The sequence below is a fragment of the Labrys sp. WJW genome, from assembly GCF_001676615.1.
Lineage (GTDB): Bacteria > Pseudomonadota > Alphaproteobacteria > Rhizobiales > Labraceae > Labrys > Labrys sedimenti.
Map to the genome: position 1 here is coordinate 391,177 of NZ_LYXZ01000001.1, position 17,169 is coordinate 408,345.

Annotated in this window: 16 protein-coding genes and 1 pseudogene; 8 read left to right on the plus strand and 9 right to left on the minus strand. The window is 62.2% G+C overall.

The features are described 5' to 3' along the window. Positions 1-3: 3 nt before the first annotated feature. The 4 genes from BA190_RS01700 to BA190_RS01715 all read right to left on the minus strand — a co-directional run bounded on the left by BA190_RS01700 (position 4) and on the right by BA190_RS01715 (position 4,486). Positions 4-1,053, minus strand: a complete 1,050-nt coding sequence (locus BA190_RS01700; RefSeq protein WP_068281700.1) for an ABC transporter permease — start codon at positions 1,051-1,053, stop codon at positions 4-6. A 19-nt stretch (positions 1,054-1,072) separates the two neighbouring features. Next, positions 1,073-2,572, minus strand: a complete 1,500-nt coding sequence (locus BA190_RS01705; protein ID WP_068281702.1) for a sugar ABC transporter ATP-binding protein — start codon at positions 2,570-2,572, stop codon at positions 1,073-1,075. Between the two features lie 132 nt (positions 2,573-2,704). After that, positions 2,705-3,610, minus strand: coding sequence for an NAD(P)-dependent oxidoreductase (locus BA190_RS01710; RefSeq protein WP_068281703.1), 906 nt, complete (start codon positions 3,608-3,610; stop codon positions 2,705-2,707). 78 nt (positions 3,611-3,688) lie between these two features. Continuing rightward, positions 3,689-4,486 carry an SDR family oxidoreductase gene (locus BA190_RS01715; protein ID WP_202908408.1) on the minus strand — a complete coding sequence of 266 codons (798 nt, stop codon included), beginning with the start codon at positions 4,484-4,486 and terminating at the stop codon, positions 3,689-3,691. A gap of 159 nt (positions 4,487-4,645) precedes the next feature. On the opposite strand from BA190_RS01715, the gene BA190_RS01720 reads away from it, so the two are divergent. Further along, a complete protein-coding gene (locus BA190_RS01720; RefSeq protein ID WP_068281705.1) occupies positions 4,646-5,584 on the plus strand; it encodes a 2-hydroxyacid dehydrogenase in 939 nt (312 codons plus the stop codon). 9 nt (positions 5,585-5,593) lie between these two features. Then, complete coding sequence (locus tag BA190_RS01725; RefSeq protein WP_068281708.1) at positions 5,594-6,622, plus strand: L-idonate 5-dehydrogenase; 1,029 nt, start codon at positions 5,594-5,596, stop codon at positions 6,620-6,622. A gap of 100 nt (positions 6,623-6,722) precedes the next feature. Here the strand turns inward: BA190_RS01725 and BA190_RS01730 are convergent, their stop codons facing one another. Next, positions 6,723-8,234 (minus strand): serine hydrolase, encoded by a 1,512-nt coding sequence (locus BA190_RS01730; RefSeq protein ID WP_162275033.1) that lies wholly within the window; start codon positions 8,232-8,234, stop codon positions 6,723-6,725. A 992-nt stretch (positions 8,235-9,226) separates the two neighbouring features. Here BA190_RS01730 and BA190_RS01735 point away from each other — a divergent pair. The 4 genes and pseudogenes from BA190_RS01735 to BA190_RS37150 all read left to right on the plus strand — a co-directional run. After that, on the plus strand, positions 9,227-10,114 hold the full coding sequence (locus BA190_RS01735) for a hypothetical protein (RefSeq protein WP_068281710.1): 888 nt from the start codon (positions 9,227-9,229) through the stop codon (positions 10,112-10,114). A gap of 25 nt (positions 10,115-10,139) precedes the next feature. Beyond that, the gene (locus BA190_RS01740) at positions 10,140-10,529 is read left to right on the plus strand and encodes a lysozyme inhibitor LprI family protein (RefSeq protein WP_068281712.1); all 390 of its coding nucleotides are present in this window, start codon (positions 10,140-10,142) and stop codon (positions 10,527-10,529) included. A gap of 198 nt (positions 10,530-10,727) precedes the next feature. Continuing rightward, entirely contained in the window at positions 10,728-10,964 is a 237-nt protein-coding gene (locus BA190_RS01745) for a hypothetical protein (protein ID WP_068281713.1), read from the plus strand. A 157-nt stretch (positions 10,965-11,121) separates the two neighbouring features. Then, positions 11,122-11,315, plus strand: a pseudogene (locus tag BA190_RS37150) (IS6 family transposase); the annotation flags it as partial. A gap of 238 nt (positions 11,316-11,553) precedes the next feature. Here BA190_RS37150 and BA190_RS01750 read toward each other — a convergent pair. The 4 genes from BA190_RS01750 to BA190_RS01765 form a co-directional block, all read right to left on the minus strand. Further along, a complete protein-coding gene (locus BA190_RS01750) occupies positions 11,554-11,802 on the minus strand; it encodes a hypothetical protein (protein WP_068281715.1) in 249 nt (82 codons plus the stop codon). A gap of 386 nt (positions 11,803-12,188) precedes the next feature. Beyond that, positions 12,189-12,836, minus strand: coding sequence for a 3-oxo-tetronate 4-phosphate decarboxylase (otnC, locus tag BA190_RS01755; protein WP_068281717.1), 648 nt, complete (start codon positions 12,834-12,836; stop codon positions 12,189-12,191). After that, positions 12,833-14,098, minus strand: coding sequence for a 3-oxo-tetronate kinase (gene otnK, locus BA190_RS01760; protein ID WP_068281720.1), 1,266 nt, complete (start codon positions 14,096-14,098; stop codon positions 12,833-12,835). Before otnK ends, otnC begins: the two co-directional genes overlap by 4 nt. Positions 14,099-14,130: 32 nt before the next feature. Then, the gene (locus BA190_RS01765) at positions 14,131-15,135 is read right to left on the minus strand and encodes a LacI family DNA-binding transcriptional regulator (protein ID WP_068281722.1); all 1,005 of its coding nucleotides are present in this window, start codon (positions 15,133-15,135) and stop codon (positions 14,131-14,133) included. Between the two features lie 164 nt (positions 15,136-15,299). On the opposite strand from BA190_RS01765, the gene ltnD reads away from it, so the two are divergent. Together ltnD and otnI are read left to right on the plus strand one after the other, a co-directional pair. Next, a complete protein-coding gene (gene ltnD / locus BA190_RS01770; RefSeq protein WP_068281724.1) occupies positions 15,300-16,214 on the plus strand; it encodes an L-threonate dehydrogenase in 915 nt (304 codons plus the stop codon). Between the two features lie 5 nt (positions 16,215-16,219). Next, positions 16,220-17,023, plus strand: coding sequence for a 2-oxo-tetronate isomerase (otnI, locus tag BA190_RS01775; RefSeq protein ID WP_068281941.1), 804 nt, complete (start codon positions 16,220-16,222; stop codon positions 17,021-17,023). The last annotated feature ends 146 nt before the right edge of the window (positions 17,024-17,169 follow it).

The window sequence follows — 17,169 nt, forward strand, 5'->3', positions numbered from 1 at the left end:
TCGTCAGCTGCCCGTCTTCTTGAAATTTCGCGTGGCCGAGCCGCGTCGGCGCTGGGCATAGCCGGCGATGCCGATCGCGATCAGCAGGGTCACGCCGTTGAACATGGGCTCGACCCAGAACGAGCCGCCGAATTGCTGGATGCCGGCGATGCCGACCGCCAGGATGGCAACGCCCACCACCGTGCCCCAGACATTGACGCGGCCGGGCTTGATGGTGGTGGAGCCGAGAAAGGCGCCGACGAGAGCCGGCAGCAGATATTCGAGGCCGACGCTGGCCTGGCCGATGCGCAGCTTGGAGGCGAGCAGGACGCCGGCCACCGCCGTCAGGGCGCCGGAAGCCACGAAGGCGCCCATGGTGTAGCGCTGGACGGGGATGCCGTTGAGCGCCGCCGCCTTCGGATTGGCGCCGATCGTATAGAGGTAGCGGCCAACAGGCAGGTGCTCGAGGATGAACCACAGGGCCAGGGCAAGGCCTAGCACATAGAAACCCGTGATCGGCAGGCCGAAGACCATGGTGCCGTTGAGCGACAGGAAGCCCTGGGGCAGGCTCGCCACCACCTGCCGCCCGCCGGTGTGCCAGAGCGCGACGGCGTAGAGCACGGTGCCGGTGCCGAGCGTGGCGATGAAGCTGTCGATGCGCGCCACCTCGACCAGCAAGCCGTTGAGCAGGCCGATCAGGGCGCCGAGCAGGATCACCACCACCACCGCCACCGGCCAGGGCAGCCCGAACATGGTCTGCAGGCTGATGGCGAGGATGTGCCAGAGCACGATGCCGTAGCCGACGGTGAGGTCGATCTTGCCGGCTGCCATCGGGATCATGGCCGCCAGCGAGAGCATGGCGATGATCGCCTTGTCGGCGATGATGGAGCGGACGTTGAGCATGGTCGGGAAGGTCTGCGGCAGCATCAGCGAGAACAGGACGATCAACAGCACCGTCAGGATCGGCAGGCCGTAGACCGGCAGGCGCCGCAGCAGGCGTTCGCCGGCGGAGGCCTGCTTGAGTTCGCCGCGTGTCGGCTCGAGGGCGTCGGACTTGATGGAGTTGGTGGACATGGAGCTTTCCTGTCTGCGCTCACGCGGCTTCCGAGGCAGATGCGGCCGAGATCACCGCTTCCGTGGTCAGGGCTGGGCCGGCCAGCTCGGCAATGATCCGACCCCGGTTGAACACCAAGGCGCGGTGGCAGATATGGGCGATTTCCTCAAAATCCGTGGACACCACGATCACGGCGAGGCCGGCTTCGAGCGCTCGCGCGATGAGGCGGTAGATCTCGGCCTTGGCGCCGACATCGACGCCGGCCGTCGGATCCTCAGCCACCAGGAGCCTGCGGCCGGTCGCAAGCCAGCGCCCGACGACAACCTTCTGCTGGTTGCCGCCCGAAAGCCCCTCGATCGGCAGGTCCGGGTCGTTGGGACGCAGCCCGACGGCCTCTCCCAGTTCGCTCGCCAGCCTAGCCTCGAGCGAGGGTGAACGCGGCGCATACCAGGGCCGGCCGGCGGCCCCCGGATTGAGGAAGGCGTTCTCGCGAATGCTGAGGGAGGGCGCGAGGGATTCCTCCATGCGGTCCCGGGCAACCAGTCCGACACCAGCGTTCAGCGCCGCCCGGGGCGATGAGAGATCCGGCACCTGCCCGTCGATGGTGATCGATCCGCGATGCGGCACCGCCCCGAACAGGCTGCGCCCGATATCCTCCTGGCCCGCGCCGCGCAGGCCGACGAGGCCGAGCAGTTCGCCCTGGCGGACCTCGAAGCTGACGGGGCCGGCGGCCGGGGTGACGACATCGCGCAGAACCACACGGGCCTGGCCCGAATGGAATTCGGCCTTGCGGAAAAGCTCCAGCGTTGAGCGGCCGACAATCATGCTGACGAGTTCGTCCGGCGTGGTCTCCGCCACCGGCTTCTCGCCGACCTTGAGGCCGTCGCGCATCACCACCACGCGATCGGCGATGCGGAAGATCTCGTCGAGGCGATGGGAGACATAGATCATGCCCACGCCCCGCTCGCGCAGGCGCCGGACCGCCTCGAACAGGCGCTCGACCTCGTCGGCCGGCAGGCTGGCCGTCGGCTCGTCGAGCACCAGGAAATCGCAATCCACCACCAAAGCGCGGGCAATGGCGACCAGCGATTTCTCGGTCCGGCTGAGGCTGTGCACACGCAGGGTCGGATCAATGTCGCAGCCGACCAGCTTCAGGGCCGTCTCGGCCTTGCGTTCCGCCTCGCGCCAGTCGATGGCGCCCAGCCAGCGCCGGGAGAAGCCTTGCGACAGTCCCATATTCTCTGCCACCGTCATCCATTCGACCAGGCCGAGGTCCTGGTGGATGAAGGCCACGCTCTGGCGCTGGCCCCGCGCATTGGCGCGATGGCGATAGACCTCGCCGCCGATGGTGATCTGGCCGTCATCGGCCCTGAAGATGCCGCCGAGAATCTTGATAAGCGTGGATTTGCCGGCGCCGTTCTCGCCCAGCAGGGCCACAACCTCGCCCCGCCCGACCTCCAGGCTGACGCCATTGAGCGCGCGGGTGCCGCCGAAGGCCTTGACGACATTCTCGAACCGGAGAGCTTCCTGCCCTGCCATCGCGCTCGTCCTCCACAACTTCGAGGGCCTTTCAGCCCCGCAAAGCTCATCCGGCTCTACGGCCGGTTTTCCAATGTTATCGATAACAAACATGATCCTGTCAAGGCGCCAGTTCGGTGATCGATCCCGATGTCAGTCTTCACCCGATTGCTCACGAAACCCGGAGAACTGCAGCATGATGGCCGCCGTATCACGAGGGCCCAGGCCAGCGGCCAGCAGGGAACGGTGCAGATCGGCAACCAGCCCGGTCAAGGGCAGCGGCAGGCGCTGGCTGCCGGAGAAAGCCTGTACGGCCTCCAGATCCTTCATCATGTTGTCGATGCGGCCGGTCGGCGAATAATCGCGCCTTGCCATTTTCGGCCCGAACTCCTGCAGGATGGAGCTGTCGGCGCGCCCGCCTTTGAGCGCCTCCGCCAGGCGGGTCGCATCGACGCCCCCCGCCTCTGCCAGCCTGACGGCTTCCGCGACCGCCTGGAAGCCGAGCGCGCAGAGGACCTGGTTTACCAGCTTGGTGGTCTGCCCCGCGCCGCTGGGACCCATATGCGTATAGTTGGCGCACAGGCTGTCCATGACAGCACGCGCCCGGTCAACATCGGCGGCGGCCCCGCCGGCCATCACGGTGAGACGGCCCGCCAAGGCCCCCGGTGCACCGCCGGAAAGCGGGGCATCGACCCATCGCATGCCGGTCGACGTAGCCAGTTGCTCGGCAAACGCCCGCGTCGATGCCGGATCGATCGAAGACATGTCGATCAGCAGCCCCGAGGCATCCGCTCCCTCCGCAATGCCGCCCGGGCCGAACACGGCACTGCGCACGATCGTGGCACTGTTGAGGCTGGTGATGACGAAGCGGCTCGCCCTCGCCGCCTCCCGAGCGCTGGCGGCGGAGCTGGCCCCTTTTGCGGCAAGCGCCGCGACCTTGGCCGTGTCCAGGTCGAAGACGGTGACGGCATGTCCCGTCGCCAGCAGGCGCGTCGCGATCGCCGATCCCATGATCCCGGTTCCGACCACGGAAACGGCGGCTTTCTCGCTCTCGGTCATCGGCTGTTCTCCCCTTCGTCCCACCGCAAGAAGCTGAGAGGGATGCAGCGTCCCTCTCCTCGCCCGCCTCAGGAAAACCTACAGGCTCGAGGTGATCCCGCCATCGACATAGAGGACATGCCCGTTGACGAAGCTGGAAGCGTCCGAGGCGAGAAAGATCGCCGCGCCCGCCAGTTCCTTCACCTCGCCCCAGCGGCCTGCCGGCGTGCGCTTCTCCAGCCAGGCCGAGAAATCGGCATCGGCGACCAGGGCGGCATTGAGCTCGGTCTTGAAATAGCCGGGGCCGATGGCGTTCACCTGCAGGCCATGGCGGGCCCAATCGGTGGCCATGCCCTTGGTCAGCATCTTCAGCGCGCCCTTGGTTGCGGTGTAGGGCGCGATGCCGGGGCGCGCCAACTCGCTTTGTACCGAGCAGATGTTGATGATCTTGCCCCGCCCTCGCGGAATCATGCGCCGGGCCACGGCCTGCCCGACCAGGAAGGCACTGTCGATATTGGTGGCGCACAGCCGCTTCCAGGCGTCGAGCGGGAAAGTCTCCAGCGGTGCCCGGTGCTGCATGCCGGCATTGTTGACGAGAATGTCGATGGGCCCCAGCGTCTGCTCGATAGCGGCGATGCCGGCCTCGACGGCTTCGGGATCGGCGGCGTCGAACGGCGCGATATCGACGGTAGAGGCTTTGGCGGCGAGTGCTGCCTTGGCGTCCTCAAGGCGATCGAGATTGCGGGCGTTGAGCACCACGCTGGCACCGGCACTGGCCAGCGCCTCGGCAATGGCGTAGCCGATGCCCTTGCTGGCCCCGGTTATCAGGGCCCTGCGCCCGGTCAGGTCGAACAGCGTCACGTCGGTCTCCCTCGTCTTCCCGGCGCCGCTCGACATCGACGCTCTTCCCCTCCAAATTGATATCGATAACAAAACTTGTCAACGCGGTTGCAGGGTGTCCCCTCCCTTTGCCTTCGAACGCCGAACGGAATCGAAAGATGCTTGCTCCCTTGATCAATTATGATATCGATAACAAAAATACTGCCTGAGGCGATAATGACGAAACCGGACCTGCTGATGATGGGCTCCTACCCCGACCGGGATATGGAAGTCCTCTCGAGCACCTATCGGCTGCACAAGCGCTGGGAGTTCGGCCCCGAAGGGCTTTCCGCCTCTGCCCGTCCCCTCATCCGCGCCATCGCCACACGCGGCGATCTGGGCGTGGACACCCAGACGCTGGAGATCCTCCCCCATCTGGAAATCATCGCCTGCTACGGTGTCGGCGTCGATGCCATCGATGTCGATACGGCGCGCCGGCGGGGCATTCGCGTCACCAACACGCCCGACGTCCTCAACGGCGACGTCGCCGACCTCGCGGTCGGCCTCGCCTTGGCCGCAATGCGGCGCATTCCGGCCGGAGACGCCCATGTGCGCTCGGGCGACTGGACAAAGGGAAATCCGCCGCTGGCGCCGCGGCTGCACGGCAAGAAGCTCGGCATCGCCGGGCTCGGCCGCATCGGCGCGACCGTCGCCCGCCGATTTTCGGGTTTCGACATGGATATCGGCTATTTCGGCCGTTCGCCGCACGAGGATGCGCCCCATCGCTTCTTTGACGACCTGACGGCGCTCGCGGCCTGGGCGGATCTGCTCGTCCTGACCCTTCCCGGCGGTGCTGCGACCCAGAAGATCGTCGGCGCGGAGGTCCTGCGGGCGCTCGGGCCCGAGGGATATCTCGTCAACGTCTCGCGCGGAACCACCGTCGACGAGGAAGCGCTGCTGCAGGCGCTCGAGGACAAGACGATCGCCGGGGCCGGCCTCGACGTCTTCTGGAACGAACCGCACATCGATACCCGCTTTGCCAGGCTCGGCAATGTCGTGCTGCAGCCCCATCTCGGCAGTGCGACGATCGAGACCAGGCTGGCGATGGGCCAGCTGGTACGGGATAATCTTGCCGCGCATTTCGCCGGTCTTCCGCTTCTGACACCGGTCATTTGAGAGGTAGCCATGCGTGCTCTCGTCATCCACGGCCCCAAAGACCTGCGCCTGGAGGAACGCGACCCCGGCCCGCTCCAGAACGGGCAGGTCATGGTCCGCGTCCAGGCCGGCGGCATCTGCGGGTCGGACCTGCATTATTTCAACCATGGCGGCTTCGGGGTCGTCAGGCTCAAAGAGCCGATGATCCTCGGCCATGAGGTCTCGGGCGAGATCGTCGAGGTCGCGGCGGACGTCGGCTCGCTGCGGCGCGGCGACCGGGTCGCCGTCAATCCGAGCCGCCCCTGCGGTCATTGCCGCTATTGCCTGCAGGGCCTGCCCAATCACTGCATGGACATGCATTTCTATGGCAGCGCCATGCGCATGCCGCACGTCCAGGGCGCCTTCCGCCAACTCCTCGTCTGCGATGCCGCCCAATGCGAGGTCGGGCGCAATGCCGGCCCGGACGAACTCGCTTTGGTCGAGCCCTTCTCGGTTGCCCTGCATGCCGTGTCCCGCGCCGGCTCGCTACTCGGGCGCCGTATCCTGGTGACGGGGTGCGGGCCGATCGGCGCATTGGTGGTGGCCGCCGCCCGGTTCCACGGCGCTGCCGAAATCATCGTCACGGATATCGTCGACGAGCCGCTCGCGATTGCGGCGAGGCTCGGTGCCGATCGCACCATCAACGCGGCGCAGACGCCCGAGGCCCTCGCTGCATTGGCCGTGGACAAGGGCCAGGTCGACGTGATGTTCGAGTGCTCCGGCAATGAGAAGGCCCTGCGCGCCGGCCTGGAGGCAATGCGCCCGCGCGGCATCATCGTCCAGCTCGGCCTGGGCGGTGATGTCGCCTTCCCCCAGAACCTGGTGGTCGCCAAGGAATTGTCGGTGATCGGCTCCTTCCGTTTCCATGCTGAATTCGCCCTGGCGACACAGCTGATCGACAGCGGCAAGATCGACCTGCGTCCCCTGCTCACCGGCAGCTTCACGCTCGACGATGCCGGTGCGGCCTTCGCCCTGGCCAATGACCGCCGCCGCGCGATGAAGGTGCAATTGTCGTTCTGACGCCATCCGGGGAAGTGTCAACGCGCGTCCACCGGGAATCGTTGACCGGTGGACGACGCATCACGCATCGACTGTGACTCCCGTTTCCCTCCGCCTTGCCTCAGCTTCCCCTGGGTCTCGCAAACGGGAAGGTGCCGAGGATATTGTCGTTGAAATAGGCGGCGGTCATCGACGTTACCCTTCCTCCGGACAGCGCGAACCTGACCGAGTAAAGGGATCCCTTGGCGGTGAACTCACGGCCAGGATCCATCTGGAAGATGTCTGCGTCCCAGCGCTTGAGCACGAACTGCAACTTGCGGGGGCCGAGCTGCAGGATCAGATGATCGCCATTCGCCCAGACCTCGGCCTCGCCGAAATAGGCCGAGCTGTAGACGCCTTCATAGATGGCGAGCGGATGCGGAAAATTGGGTTTTTGAGGCGGAAGATTGCCAGCCAGATCGCCCGACGCCTTATAGAAATTCATGAAATGATCGTGCGCGATCTCGTACCAGTTGTTGCGCGTGACGTCGCCGAACTGGACGATGTCCATGAACTCCGTGACGATGGCCTCTGCGGCGCCCACGGGCGCGCCATTGGTGAGAACGACGATGCCCGCATCGGCGTCGGGCAGGACATGGAACGCCGTCGCCGCCCCCACGAAGAAGGCGCCGGAATGGCTCATGGACATGCGCCCATTCGCACCCGTGCCGACATTGAAGCCATAGCCGTAACAGCCCGACCGGGCGTTCTGGACCGGGGATCGCGCATTCACCGATTGCGGAGTGACCGACTCGACGAAGAACTTTTGCTCGATGTCGAGAGCAGGCTTGGAATCGGACCTGCCGAGCGCCAGCAGGAGGTCCATCCATCTGACAAGGTCGACGACATTGGAGGACACGCCACCCGCCGGCGCCTGCGCATCGGGGTTGCGTGGAAACGGACTGGGCGCGAAATCCGTCCCGTCATAGCTGTGGAGGGCGGCGCGATTCTCGCGTTGTTTGAACTCGGCATAGCGGTAACTCGTGGCGAACATATGGAGTGGGTTGAAGAGAAAGTCCCGGCCCAGCTCTTCCCAGGGCTTGCCCGCAGCCCTGGCGATGGCTTCCGCGCCGATCGTCAGGCCGAAATTGCAATAATTATAGGTGACGCGGAAGGGATCGAGCGGCATCTGGTTGAGGCGGAGGAGGATATCGCTGCGCTGGTAATATAGCCCCTCGAGGTCGTCGCCCGCCGCCGCGGGCAAGCCGGAACGATGCGCGAAATAGTCGCCTATCGTGCCGCGTTCCCACACATAGTCGCTGGTCGGGTGGTAGCTGTTACCCAGGAATTGGACCACGGGGTCCTCCCATATGGCCACAGCATTTCCCTGTTCCTGAAAGTAGGTCATCATCCGCGCCGCGAGCGTCGCCGAAATCGACTTGGAGATCGAGGCGATCTGGAACACGGTTGCCTTGTCGACTTTCTGCCGCTTGTCCTTCGGCAGAGAAAGATTGCGATCGCCGACGCAGTAATAATGGGGCTGCCCACCGTGGATGACGCCTACGGCGATGCCGGGCACGCCAGACTTCGCCTTGACGGCGTCGACGATCGCCTCCAATCGACCCAGGGCTTTCTGGACGCCGTCTGCCGGCATGGACATCGCGTCCTGCGCCGGGACCTCGGCGATCTCCAATTGAAACGATGGGAATGTTGAGCGCTTCGATGAAGCGTCGGACCTGTTGGCGCTGTTGTGGAGATCATCGGCAGACATGCTTGCATCCTGTGCGATTGGCGAGGAATACGACGTCCGTTCAAGAATGGCGGGTTAAGAAGCCGGATCGCTCGATGGAAAGGCCTGCGAGGCTGCCCGGTCCGGGCCCTCATACGAAAACGAGCGTGATCTTACTGTGAAAGCATCCATGGCCGGGTTCGTGCATTCAACTGCAGCGCTACAAGCCGTGGCTTCCCTCCGCACCGAAGTATCATCGTCAAAGCATAATTTGGCAGCCTCTACTTCAGCTGGTTTGCCTGTCAATGCTTTGGCGTAGCGATCGCTGCGACGCACCCTACCAATAGCCAGATGCCACGCATCGTCGGATGCTTCCCAAAAAGCTCTACTGCGATTGTGTCATCACATGGGCAAAAGGGAACGCTTCATTCCAAAGAGTAATTTATATTATATATTCAAATTTTTTAGGAAATTATATCAATTCTTTGAATTTTATTTAATAATAAATGAAAAAATTCTCAGAAAAACTACAATTTAATTCAATAAAAAATATACGAAAATTTCCAATATTATCCAAACGATCACAGGAATTACGGCGCAGTGCTATCGCATCGTACTTCACGATCCGATTGGTGACCGACGTCTCGATAACACGGATTCGATATCATCTTGTGTTACCGTCGTTTCAGCTATTGTTCCGTTTTAGCGGGTATCGTTCTCGACAGATCGGTCGCCGAGCCATTGCATTTTGAGAGGTATTTTGCTCCTCGGAGAAAGGGCGGCCCTCCGACGGCCCATGACCCGAGAAATGGCCTGACGGCGTGGCAACCGGCCGCCCGAGCAGTCCCAGGCCGCCGAGTCCGGCGGTAGAAAACGAGGAGCCATATTGATCCTTTTTGGGATCATGGAGATCCGACATGTCGACAATGCGCAAGATTTTGCTGGCTTTAGGCACCGTGGTCGTGATCGGAGTGGCCGTCGGCACGAGCGTCTACTATTTCACCAAGGGCGTGGCTGACGCAGCCACCGTCTTTTTCGCGACCATCGCTGCCAGCGGGCCGGAGAGCGCCTATCGCAGCGCCTCCCCGGCGTTCCAGCAGGCCATGAGCGAAAGCAGTTTCGCCGCACTCGCCAACCGGGCGGGTCTGGGACGCTTCAAGAGCGCGTCATGGCCCGAACGAGAGATCGAGAACGGCCGGGGCAACGTGTCGGGGACGCTGTTGCTGGATGGGGACGTGTCTCTGCCTGCCAGCGTAGAATTGACCAAGAACGCTGCAGGCGCGTGGCAAGTCTTCAATTTTACCCTCCAGATGCCCGGCGTCGCTCAACAAAATGCCACTCAGCCGCGACCCGCAACGGGCCTGCCCTCTCAAAGCCAGCCGCCCAAGATCGTTGCCAGCACGCTGGAGGGCGATCAGGTTTCGGCTGAGATCGGGGACAGGACTTGGTCGGCAGGCGGCTCCTCGCTTATCGTTGTGAAGTTGGGCAGCACCGTTCTTGTCAACACGGCCCCCATCATCAAGCCGGACAAGACGATCGATGCGACGACACTGCGACTGCAGTTCGACGCAAGCGCCACCGGCACCCAGAAGCTCACCCGCAATTGCCAGAAGAATGCCCCCTGCATAGAGCTCAGCACCAATGACAACCACTACAAGACCGATGAGAGTCCGAACGCAGAGGCCGTATTGACCATCACGAAGATGGAAGCCGGCAAGATCGAAGGCGTTTTTTCAGCCGACATGGTCTCTTTGGAAGGCAAGCTCGCCCTTCATCAAGGCCACTTCGTCGTCTCGGTGCAATGACCGTGCAAAGCAGGAGGTGCCACCTATGATCTCGAAACATGCCCTTGCCGGCCTGTTGCTGCTCGTCACCCAGTCCGCAAATGCTCAATCGGATGCCGAGATGACCGCCTGCGTCGATCAGGCGGACGGCGTTTCGACCAACATGCTTGAATGCGGAAAGGCGGAAATTGCCAAGTGGGATTCCAGGCTCAATATCGCCTACCGAGCCTTGCTGCACAGAGAAGGCGGCAGCAAACGGATAAAGCTGCAGGCGGAACAAAAAGCCTGGCTTGTCCATCACCTCAGCGAGACCAAGCGCCTTGCGAGCGATCCTGACACCGGCTCCGGCGCCTTCATGATCTCACAAAATTTCGAGCTGGACGATATCGCCAAGCGCACGCTCGAACTGGAGAAGCGCGTCCGCAACCCAGGCTAATCCCCCCGCCGAGGTCATGGACGGCCAGCCCTGGCCAAATCTCGATCCAGCACATCGGAGTCGGAAGCTTCGATGAACAAGCAAGTGTTTTTGTTTGCATTACCGAGTCACGTTTATGTCACACGAAACAATAGATAGGCACAGTAGCGAAGATGCTCACAATACACCCAACATGCCCAACAGAGGTAGTTACCGATCATGAATGCAACCAGGGGCCTTACCCGATCCTTCAAGCCGCTGGTCATCCGCCTGGCACCGGAAATGCGGAAGCTTCTCGAAGGCCAGGCAAGTTTCAAAGGCATGTCGATGAACATGCTGATCAATTCTATCCTGGAGGAGCACGCTTACCGTTCCGTGGACATCCATGATCGACTGAGCCGGCTGGAGTCGGATCTCGCGGCTATGCAACTCGACAAACGTGCCCAGCCACACTAGGTACCCCTGGCAGGATCCAACTCACAAATAGAATTCTTGCAGCGGCCGAGATGTGAATCGGAGCCTGCATCGATCCGATCAAGCGGCAAAGTGTGGTGCCAACATCCCGTGCAGGGCTGCACAAGGCGCTTGCCCGCCATGAACGATGGGACTGCCTGTCATCGGCGGCAGCCAGACCAGTCTCGAAGTGACCGAATCTTGTGACGCTGAACGTTGCTTACGCATGAGCCATCACGATGGGCTTTGAAGCCGATGCGGTTCCGCGCGGGCCAATACCTCAATAACCGGATTGAACAGGATCACCGAGGCGTCAAGCAATGCATCCGACCGGTGCTCGGTTTCAAGTCAATGGCAAGGCGGGACACCGTCATGCCGGCGGATTGGCAGGAAGAGCATCAAGGGAAAGGTCGACCCGCCAAGGGCATCATCGACGGGCTCGCCGCTTCGAGCATCGCATTTTGGTTGCGTTTATGGCCGCGCCCCGCGGAAGACGGGTCGGCCAAGCTGACTTCCTCGCCATTGGGTGCGGCTAGCCACCATACGCTGTCGCGCTTCCCGCCGGGCACCCCTATGGCGCGCAGAAGCCGCATCATTCCATCTCCGCAAGGCCTTGCGGTGTTTCCCCATATTTTGCCAGGATTACCGGCCGACTATCGCCAATGCGCATAAACGCAACGGCCCCCACGATCGTTTCGTCGCCTTGCCCGATTCCCACGCAGAAGGCAGCACGGAAACGCGCCATCGTATTCGAATAGGCCCTTTGCCCCTGTCCGGCGACCAGGTTGCCCTGGCTGTCTCGAACGAAGGGGAAAATGATGTAGTGCGTCACACTGGACATTGTTCTGATTCAGATCCTCCGGCGTATCCCCATATCGCGCCAGGATCACCGCGTCATCGTATGTTCCGGAGGCTGGATTGCGAGCGTCAATAAAGATTGCATTGCAACGAACACACCTGAAGCTTCAATGCGAAAAACGCAGGCATACAGGGAAAAGCCCGGCGATACGCTACCCGCCGGGCAGTCTTGTCGGATATGACAGAGCCGTTGAGCTTGACCACGGCGCTTCTTGAATAGACCGGATGGTGCTCGGGCAGCGTGTCAAAACGCACATAGCGGGAGGATCGCGCGCCGGCGGCGTGCGCTTCTGAGCTGTAGCGGCCTTCACGACACCTGCCAGGATATTTCCACGACAATGTGCTGATCGAATGCGATCCAAGCAAATTCTATACTGAAGCTTTCATGAGGTCGTTGCGCTGATCTGAAGTGAGCGGTCTGGTCCTTTCTCCTCTCAGCATCAAAAACAGCTTCGCGGTCTCCTCCAGTTCCTCGCTTGCGTATTGGGCCTCGCGCAGCGACTTTCCTGCGACGACCGGACCGTGATTGGCGAGCAGTACCGCGTGGCTCGTGCGTGCCCTCTCGCGGACCGCCTCCGCCAGAGCAATGTCTCCCGGGGCGAAATAAGGCGCCAGCGGCAGCTTCCCAACTCGCATGACATAATATGCGGTGAGTGGGGGCAGCAGATCTTCCGGATCCAGGCCGTCAATCACGCTGACAGCCACCGCGTGCGTCGAATGGAGGTGGACGACCGCCCCTACCCCCTGGCGCGCGCAGTACATGCATTGATGCAGAAACGCTTCTTTCGTGGGCTTGTCGCCATCGACGAAGACACCTTCCGCGGTGAATCTCGAAAGCCGCCCCGGATCAAGCGCTCCAAGGGAGGCGTTGGTTGGCGTCATCAGAAGATCGCCATTCGAGAGTCTCGCGCTGATGTTTCCGGTGGACCCAAAAGTGAAGCCGCGCTCGAACAAGGACTTGCCAACCGCCGCGATCTCATCTCGAACGCGGGTTGTCTCGGAAATCATGGCTGTCATTGCAGCAGCTCCCAGGCCTTCAGGAAAAAGTCGGCTGCACCGAAGTTTCCCGACTTCAGCGCCAGAGCCATCGGCTCCGCCTCCCCCATCGTCAGTGTCCAGGGAACTCCGGGGTCGATTTCCGGTCCGATATAGAGGGCGGCGGGTGCAAGGGCGCCAACCACCGCCCCGGACGTTTCGCCACCGGCGACGATAAGGCGTCGAACACCATTCGCACGCAGCATGATCGCGGTTTCCGCCAGGAAGTGCTCGATGATTTCACCGGCCTTCTGCCGTCCGAGGGCATTCTGCGCGGCGCGAACTTCGCTGGGGTCGGCGCTCGAGTAAATGAGGGGGGTGTTCTTCCCCTGCTCCAATGCCCAATCCGCTGCGCCGCCGACGGTGACACGCCCCTCGGCGATATCGATCGGGTCGATCCGCATAGAGGGCATGCCGGCGGCAATGGCAGCCTGTATTTGGCCCCTCGTTGCCTCCGAACATGAGCCAGCCAAGACGGCAGCGCCGCCGCGTGGTGCCGCAAAGGGACCGGGTTCGGAATTGCCGGATAGCAATCCGGCACGGCGAAAATTCTCCGGCAGGCCGATCGCGATGCCGGATCCTCCGGTGATCAATGGAAAATCGGCAACGGCCTCCCCGATCGTCCGCAAGTCCTGGTCGGATATCGCATCGACGACCAGCACTCGATCGCCGAGCGTGCGCGCGGCCCCAAAGGCCTCACGCAGGGCGTCTACGCCCCGTGCAACAATCTCTTGTCCAACCAGCCCCACCTTGAGGGACGACTGCGCGGCCATCAGCCGTACCAGGGAGGGATCCGTCATGGGGGTCAGCGGATGATTCCGCATCGGGCTCTCTGAGAGAAGCTTCTCGGCGAGGAAGAGATGGCCTTTGTAGATGGTTCGGCCATTTGCCGGAAAAGCCGGGCAAACGATGGTGAGATCCACGTCGAGCGCGGCAACGAGCGCATCGGTCACCGGCCCGATATTGCCCTTTGCCGTTGAATCAAAGGTCGAGCAGTATTTGAAGATGACTTGCCGAGCGCCTGCCGCACGAAGCCACGCCAAGGCCTCAAGCGACATTGCGACGGCTTCTTCGGCTGGGTTGGTCCTGGATTTGAGGGCAACCACCACCGCGTCGATATGGGTGAGATCGACGTCTCCCGGTGGAATGCCAATCGTTTGAATGGTTCGCATTCCCTCTCGGGAAAGCATGAGAGCGAGGTCGCTTGCCCCGGTAAGATCGTCAGCGATAGCGCCGAGTAACATCCCCTTCTCCTGTTTGCGAAAAGGCGGCCCGACTAGGCGGTCGCGCCTTCAATGATGGAAAACCCTGTGTCGATAATTGCAGGCTCAAATGCGCGGTCGGGAGATTTCAGGAGGGTCTCCACCGCCGTCTTGCCGATAGCAAAACGATTGGAAAGCACCGTCGTGAGAGGCTTCGGAAGCGCCTGGCCAATCTCCAACCCGTTGAATCCCATGAGGGCGAGCCGGTCCGGCACTGGTACAGCAGCGGCCAAACAGTGCATGTAGCCGCCGACGGCCATGTCATCGTTGGAAAACGCGACGGCCTCGATCTCGGCCCCGTCGGCGAGGATTGCCGCCAGGGCCCGCCGGCCGCTCAAGGTCGAGCTCGGTCCATCGACTCTATGTTCCGCGACCAGTGCCAGTCCGGCGTCCCCCAAGCCTTCGCAAAGCCCGAGATAGCGCGCACGGGCCCGGCGATCCGCGTCCCAATCATGCCCGACATAGGCGATCTTCGAGTAGCCGCGACGCGTGAGGTGGCGAGCCATGGCCCGCCCCGCCTCGCGGTGAGAAAGGCCGACGGCAAGGTCGATCGGCCTGCGGTCGATGTCCATCAACTCGCCGATGCGAACCTTGCTTCCCTCCAACATCCGCCTCGCGGCATCGGTATGATCGAAGCCCGTGGTGATGATCGCCGCCGGCTGCCACGCCAGCAGCGACGAGATCAGTTGCTGTTCCTTCTCGAGGTCGTAGTCGGTCACACCAATCATCGGCTGATACGATGTTCCCGCCAGCCCGGCATGAATGCCGCGAAGCAATTCCGGAAAGACGATGTTCGACAGCGAGGGCAAGATCACCCCGACGATCATCGAGGAGGAAGATGCGAGCGAGCCGGCTGCACGGTTTGGCACATAACCGAGGGCATCAATGGCTTCGATGACTCGTCGACGCGTCTCCGGCGCAATCGGCCCCTTGTCTCGGACGACCCTGGAGACCGTGTTCTCACTGACGTTTGCCAGTCTCGCCACGTGGGCGAGGGTTGGCGTTTCAAGCGCTGTCAAAGGACGACCTCACCGCAAGATCAGCGCCCCACGACGAATGCCAGGGCTTTATGTGTAAGCGCTAACATCATTCGCTTGATCCTTGCAATAGGATGTGATTAGGAAATGTTAGCGCTGAGATAAGCAAATTCGAGCTGTATTGAAACTGGGAGGCGCCGTCCAAGATGAGCGACCAATCGACGATTGCCGTAATCGGTCTGGGCTCGATGGGATTGGGGATGGCGCGCTCGGCGCTCCGGGCCGGACGGACTGTAAGAGGGTATGACGTCAATGCAGATGCATTGAAGGCGTTCAGCCAGGAGGGCGGTCTGCCGTCCACCAGCCTGCAAGAGGCGGCTGCCGACGCTGACATTGCCGTCATCGTTGTCGTGAACGCAGCCCAGACAGAAGCTGTGCTTTTCGCCGAGGGCGGCATCGTATCTGCCCTGCGGCCTGGGGCGGTCATCGTCTCGTGCGCCACCATTTCACCCTCGGAGGCGAAAGGATTTGCATCACGCGCTGAAGCCGCAGGCCTGCTTTATCTCGACGGCCCAATTAGCGGTGGCGCCAAGAAAGCAGCTTCCGGCGACTTGACCTTCATGGCATCAGGCTCCGCCCAGGCCTTTGCCGCAGCCCGGCCGGCGCTGGAGGCGATGGCCGGAACTGTCTACGAGCTGGGCGACCAAGCGGGCATCGGCTCGTCCTTCAAGGTCGTCAACCAGTTGCTTGCGGGCGTCCACATCGCCGCGGCTTGCGAAGCAATTGCATTCGCCAAGAGCCTAGACCTCGATATTTCGCGCGTCTTCGAAGTGATCACCAAATCCGCCGGCAATAGTTGGATGTTCGAGAACCGTATTCCACATGTCCTTTCCGGAGACTACACCCCCCATAGTGCGGTTTCCATTTTCACCAAGGACCTTGGAATTGTTTCTGACATCGGGAGGAAGGGGAAGTTTCCGCTCCCGATCACAGCTGCAGCACTGCAGCTGTTCATCATGACGGAAGCGGCGGGCATGGGCCGGGACGACGACAGCTCCGTCGCTCGACTGCTCGCCAAGATCGCCGGCCTTCACCTGCCCGGCATGTCGGAAGAGGTTTGATCGAGATGCCCAAATTTGCTGCCAATCTATCGATGATGTTCAATGAGCGCCCCTTCCTGGAGAGATTTCAGGCGGCCTCCGACGCGGGTTTCGGTGCAGTCGAGTATCTGTTTCCCTATGACCATCCTGCGGAGATCGTCGCGGACGCGCTGGCGACGGCCGGCCTGAAACAGGCGCTCTTCAATATGCCACCCGGCGACTGGGCAGCGGGCGATCGCGGCCTGGCCAGTTTGCCCGACAGGCGCGCGGAGTTCCTCAAAGGGCTGGACCTCGCGGTATCCTACGCCAAGACGATTGGAACACCGTTGCTGCACATGATGGCGGGCAATGCTGCTTGGGATTCCCCCGCGTCGATTGCGGCCTACAAGGACAATCTGCACAGAGCCGCGGATGCGACGGCGCAGGCAGGCATTGGCCTCGTTATCGAGCCGATCAACACACGCGACATGCCGGCATACTTCCTGAACGACTTCGATCGGGCACTCGAGTTCATCGACGACCTCGATCATGCGAATGTCCGCCTGCAGTTCGATGTCTACCATCGCCAGATCCTGCACGGCGACGTCATCATGGCCCTGCGACGAATGGCACCGAAGATCGGACATATCCAAATCGCCGCCGTGCCGACCCGCAACGAGCCGACAACCGGCGAGCTCAATGACCGACTTGTGTTCAGCGAGATCGACGCAATCGGCTATCAGGGCTATGTCGGGTGCGAATACCGCCCCGCCGGTGTAACCGAGGAAGGACTTGGCTGGTTGAAGGCGGTGCAGCTCCCCGAGACCGGACCTCGCCCGACACTCGGGTAAGCAAGTTCGTTGCCTGGAGATTCGCAGTGCAGCGCACAGCACCGGCGAATGAAGGCCATTCGTCGGCCCGAAACTTGATCGGATCCGCAACTGACCATCAGCTCCCGCAAAGATGGTTGCCATCGAGACAAACTCAACGGCGGCCG

Excerpts from the sequence above, each read along its gene's own strand:
- BA190_RS01700 (WP_068281700.1), bottom strand. The coding sequence starts at position 1,053 with ATGTCCACCAACTCCATCAAGTCCGACGCCCTCGAGCCGACACGCGGC.
- ltnD (WP_068281724.1), top strand. The coding sequence starts at position 15,300 with ATGAGCGACCAATCGACGATTGCCGTAATCGGTCTGGGCTCGATGGGA.
- BA190_RS01710 (WP_068281703.1), bottom strand. The coding sequence starts at position 3,610 with ATGACCGAGAGCGAGAAAGCCGCCGTTTCCGTGGTCGGAACCGGGATC.
- BA190_RS01730 (WP_162275033.1), bottom strand. The coding sequence starts at position 8,234 with ATGCCGGCAGACGGCGTCCAGAAAGCCCTGGGTCGATTGGAGGCGATC.
- BA190_RS01715 (WP_202908408.1), bottom strand. The coding sequence starts at position 4,486 with ATGTCGAGCGGCGCCGGGAAGACGAGGGAGACCGACGTGACGCTGTTC.
- BA190_RS01740 (WP_068281712.1), top strand. The coding sequence starts at position 10,140 with ATGATCTCGAAACATGCCCTTGCCGGCCTGTTGCTGCTCGTCACCCAG.
- otnK (WP_068281720.1), bottom strand. The coding sequence starts at position 14,098 with ATGTTACTCGGCGCTATCGCTGACGATCTTACCGGGGCAAGCGACCTC.
- BA190_RS01725 (WP_068281708.1), top strand. The coding sequence starts at position 5,594 with ATGCGTGCTCTCGTCATCCACGGCCCCAAAGACCTGCGCCTGGAGGAA.
- BA190_RS01750 (WP_068281715.1), bottom strand. The coding sequence starts at position 11,802 with ATGTCCAGTGTGACGCACTACATCATTTTCCCCTTCGTTCGAGACAGC.
- BA190_RS01735 (WP_068281710.1), top strand. The coding sequence starts at position 9,227 with ATGTCGACAATGCGCAAGATTTTGCTGGCTTTAGGCACCGTGGTCGTG.
- BA190_RS01705 (WP_068281702.1), bottom strand. The coding sequence starts at position 2,572 with ATGGCAGGGCAGGAAGCTCTCCGGTTCGAGAATGTCGTCAAGGCCTTC.
- BA190_RS01745 (WP_068281713.1), top strand. The coding sequence starts at position 10,728 with ATGAATGCAACCAGGGGCCTTACCCGATCCTTCAAGCCGCTGGTCATC.
- otnI (WP_068281941.1), top strand. The coding sequence starts at position 16,220 with ATGCCCAAATTTGCTGCCAATCTATCGATGATGTTCAATGAGCGCCCC.
- otnC (WP_068281717.1), bottom strand. The coding sequence starts at position 12,836 with ATGACAGCCATGATTTCCGAGACAACCCGCGTTCGAGATGAGATCGCG.
- BA190_RS01720 (WP_068281705.1), top strand. The coding sequence starts at position 4,646 with ATGACGAAACCGGACCTGCTGATGATGGGCTCCTACCCCGACCGGGAT.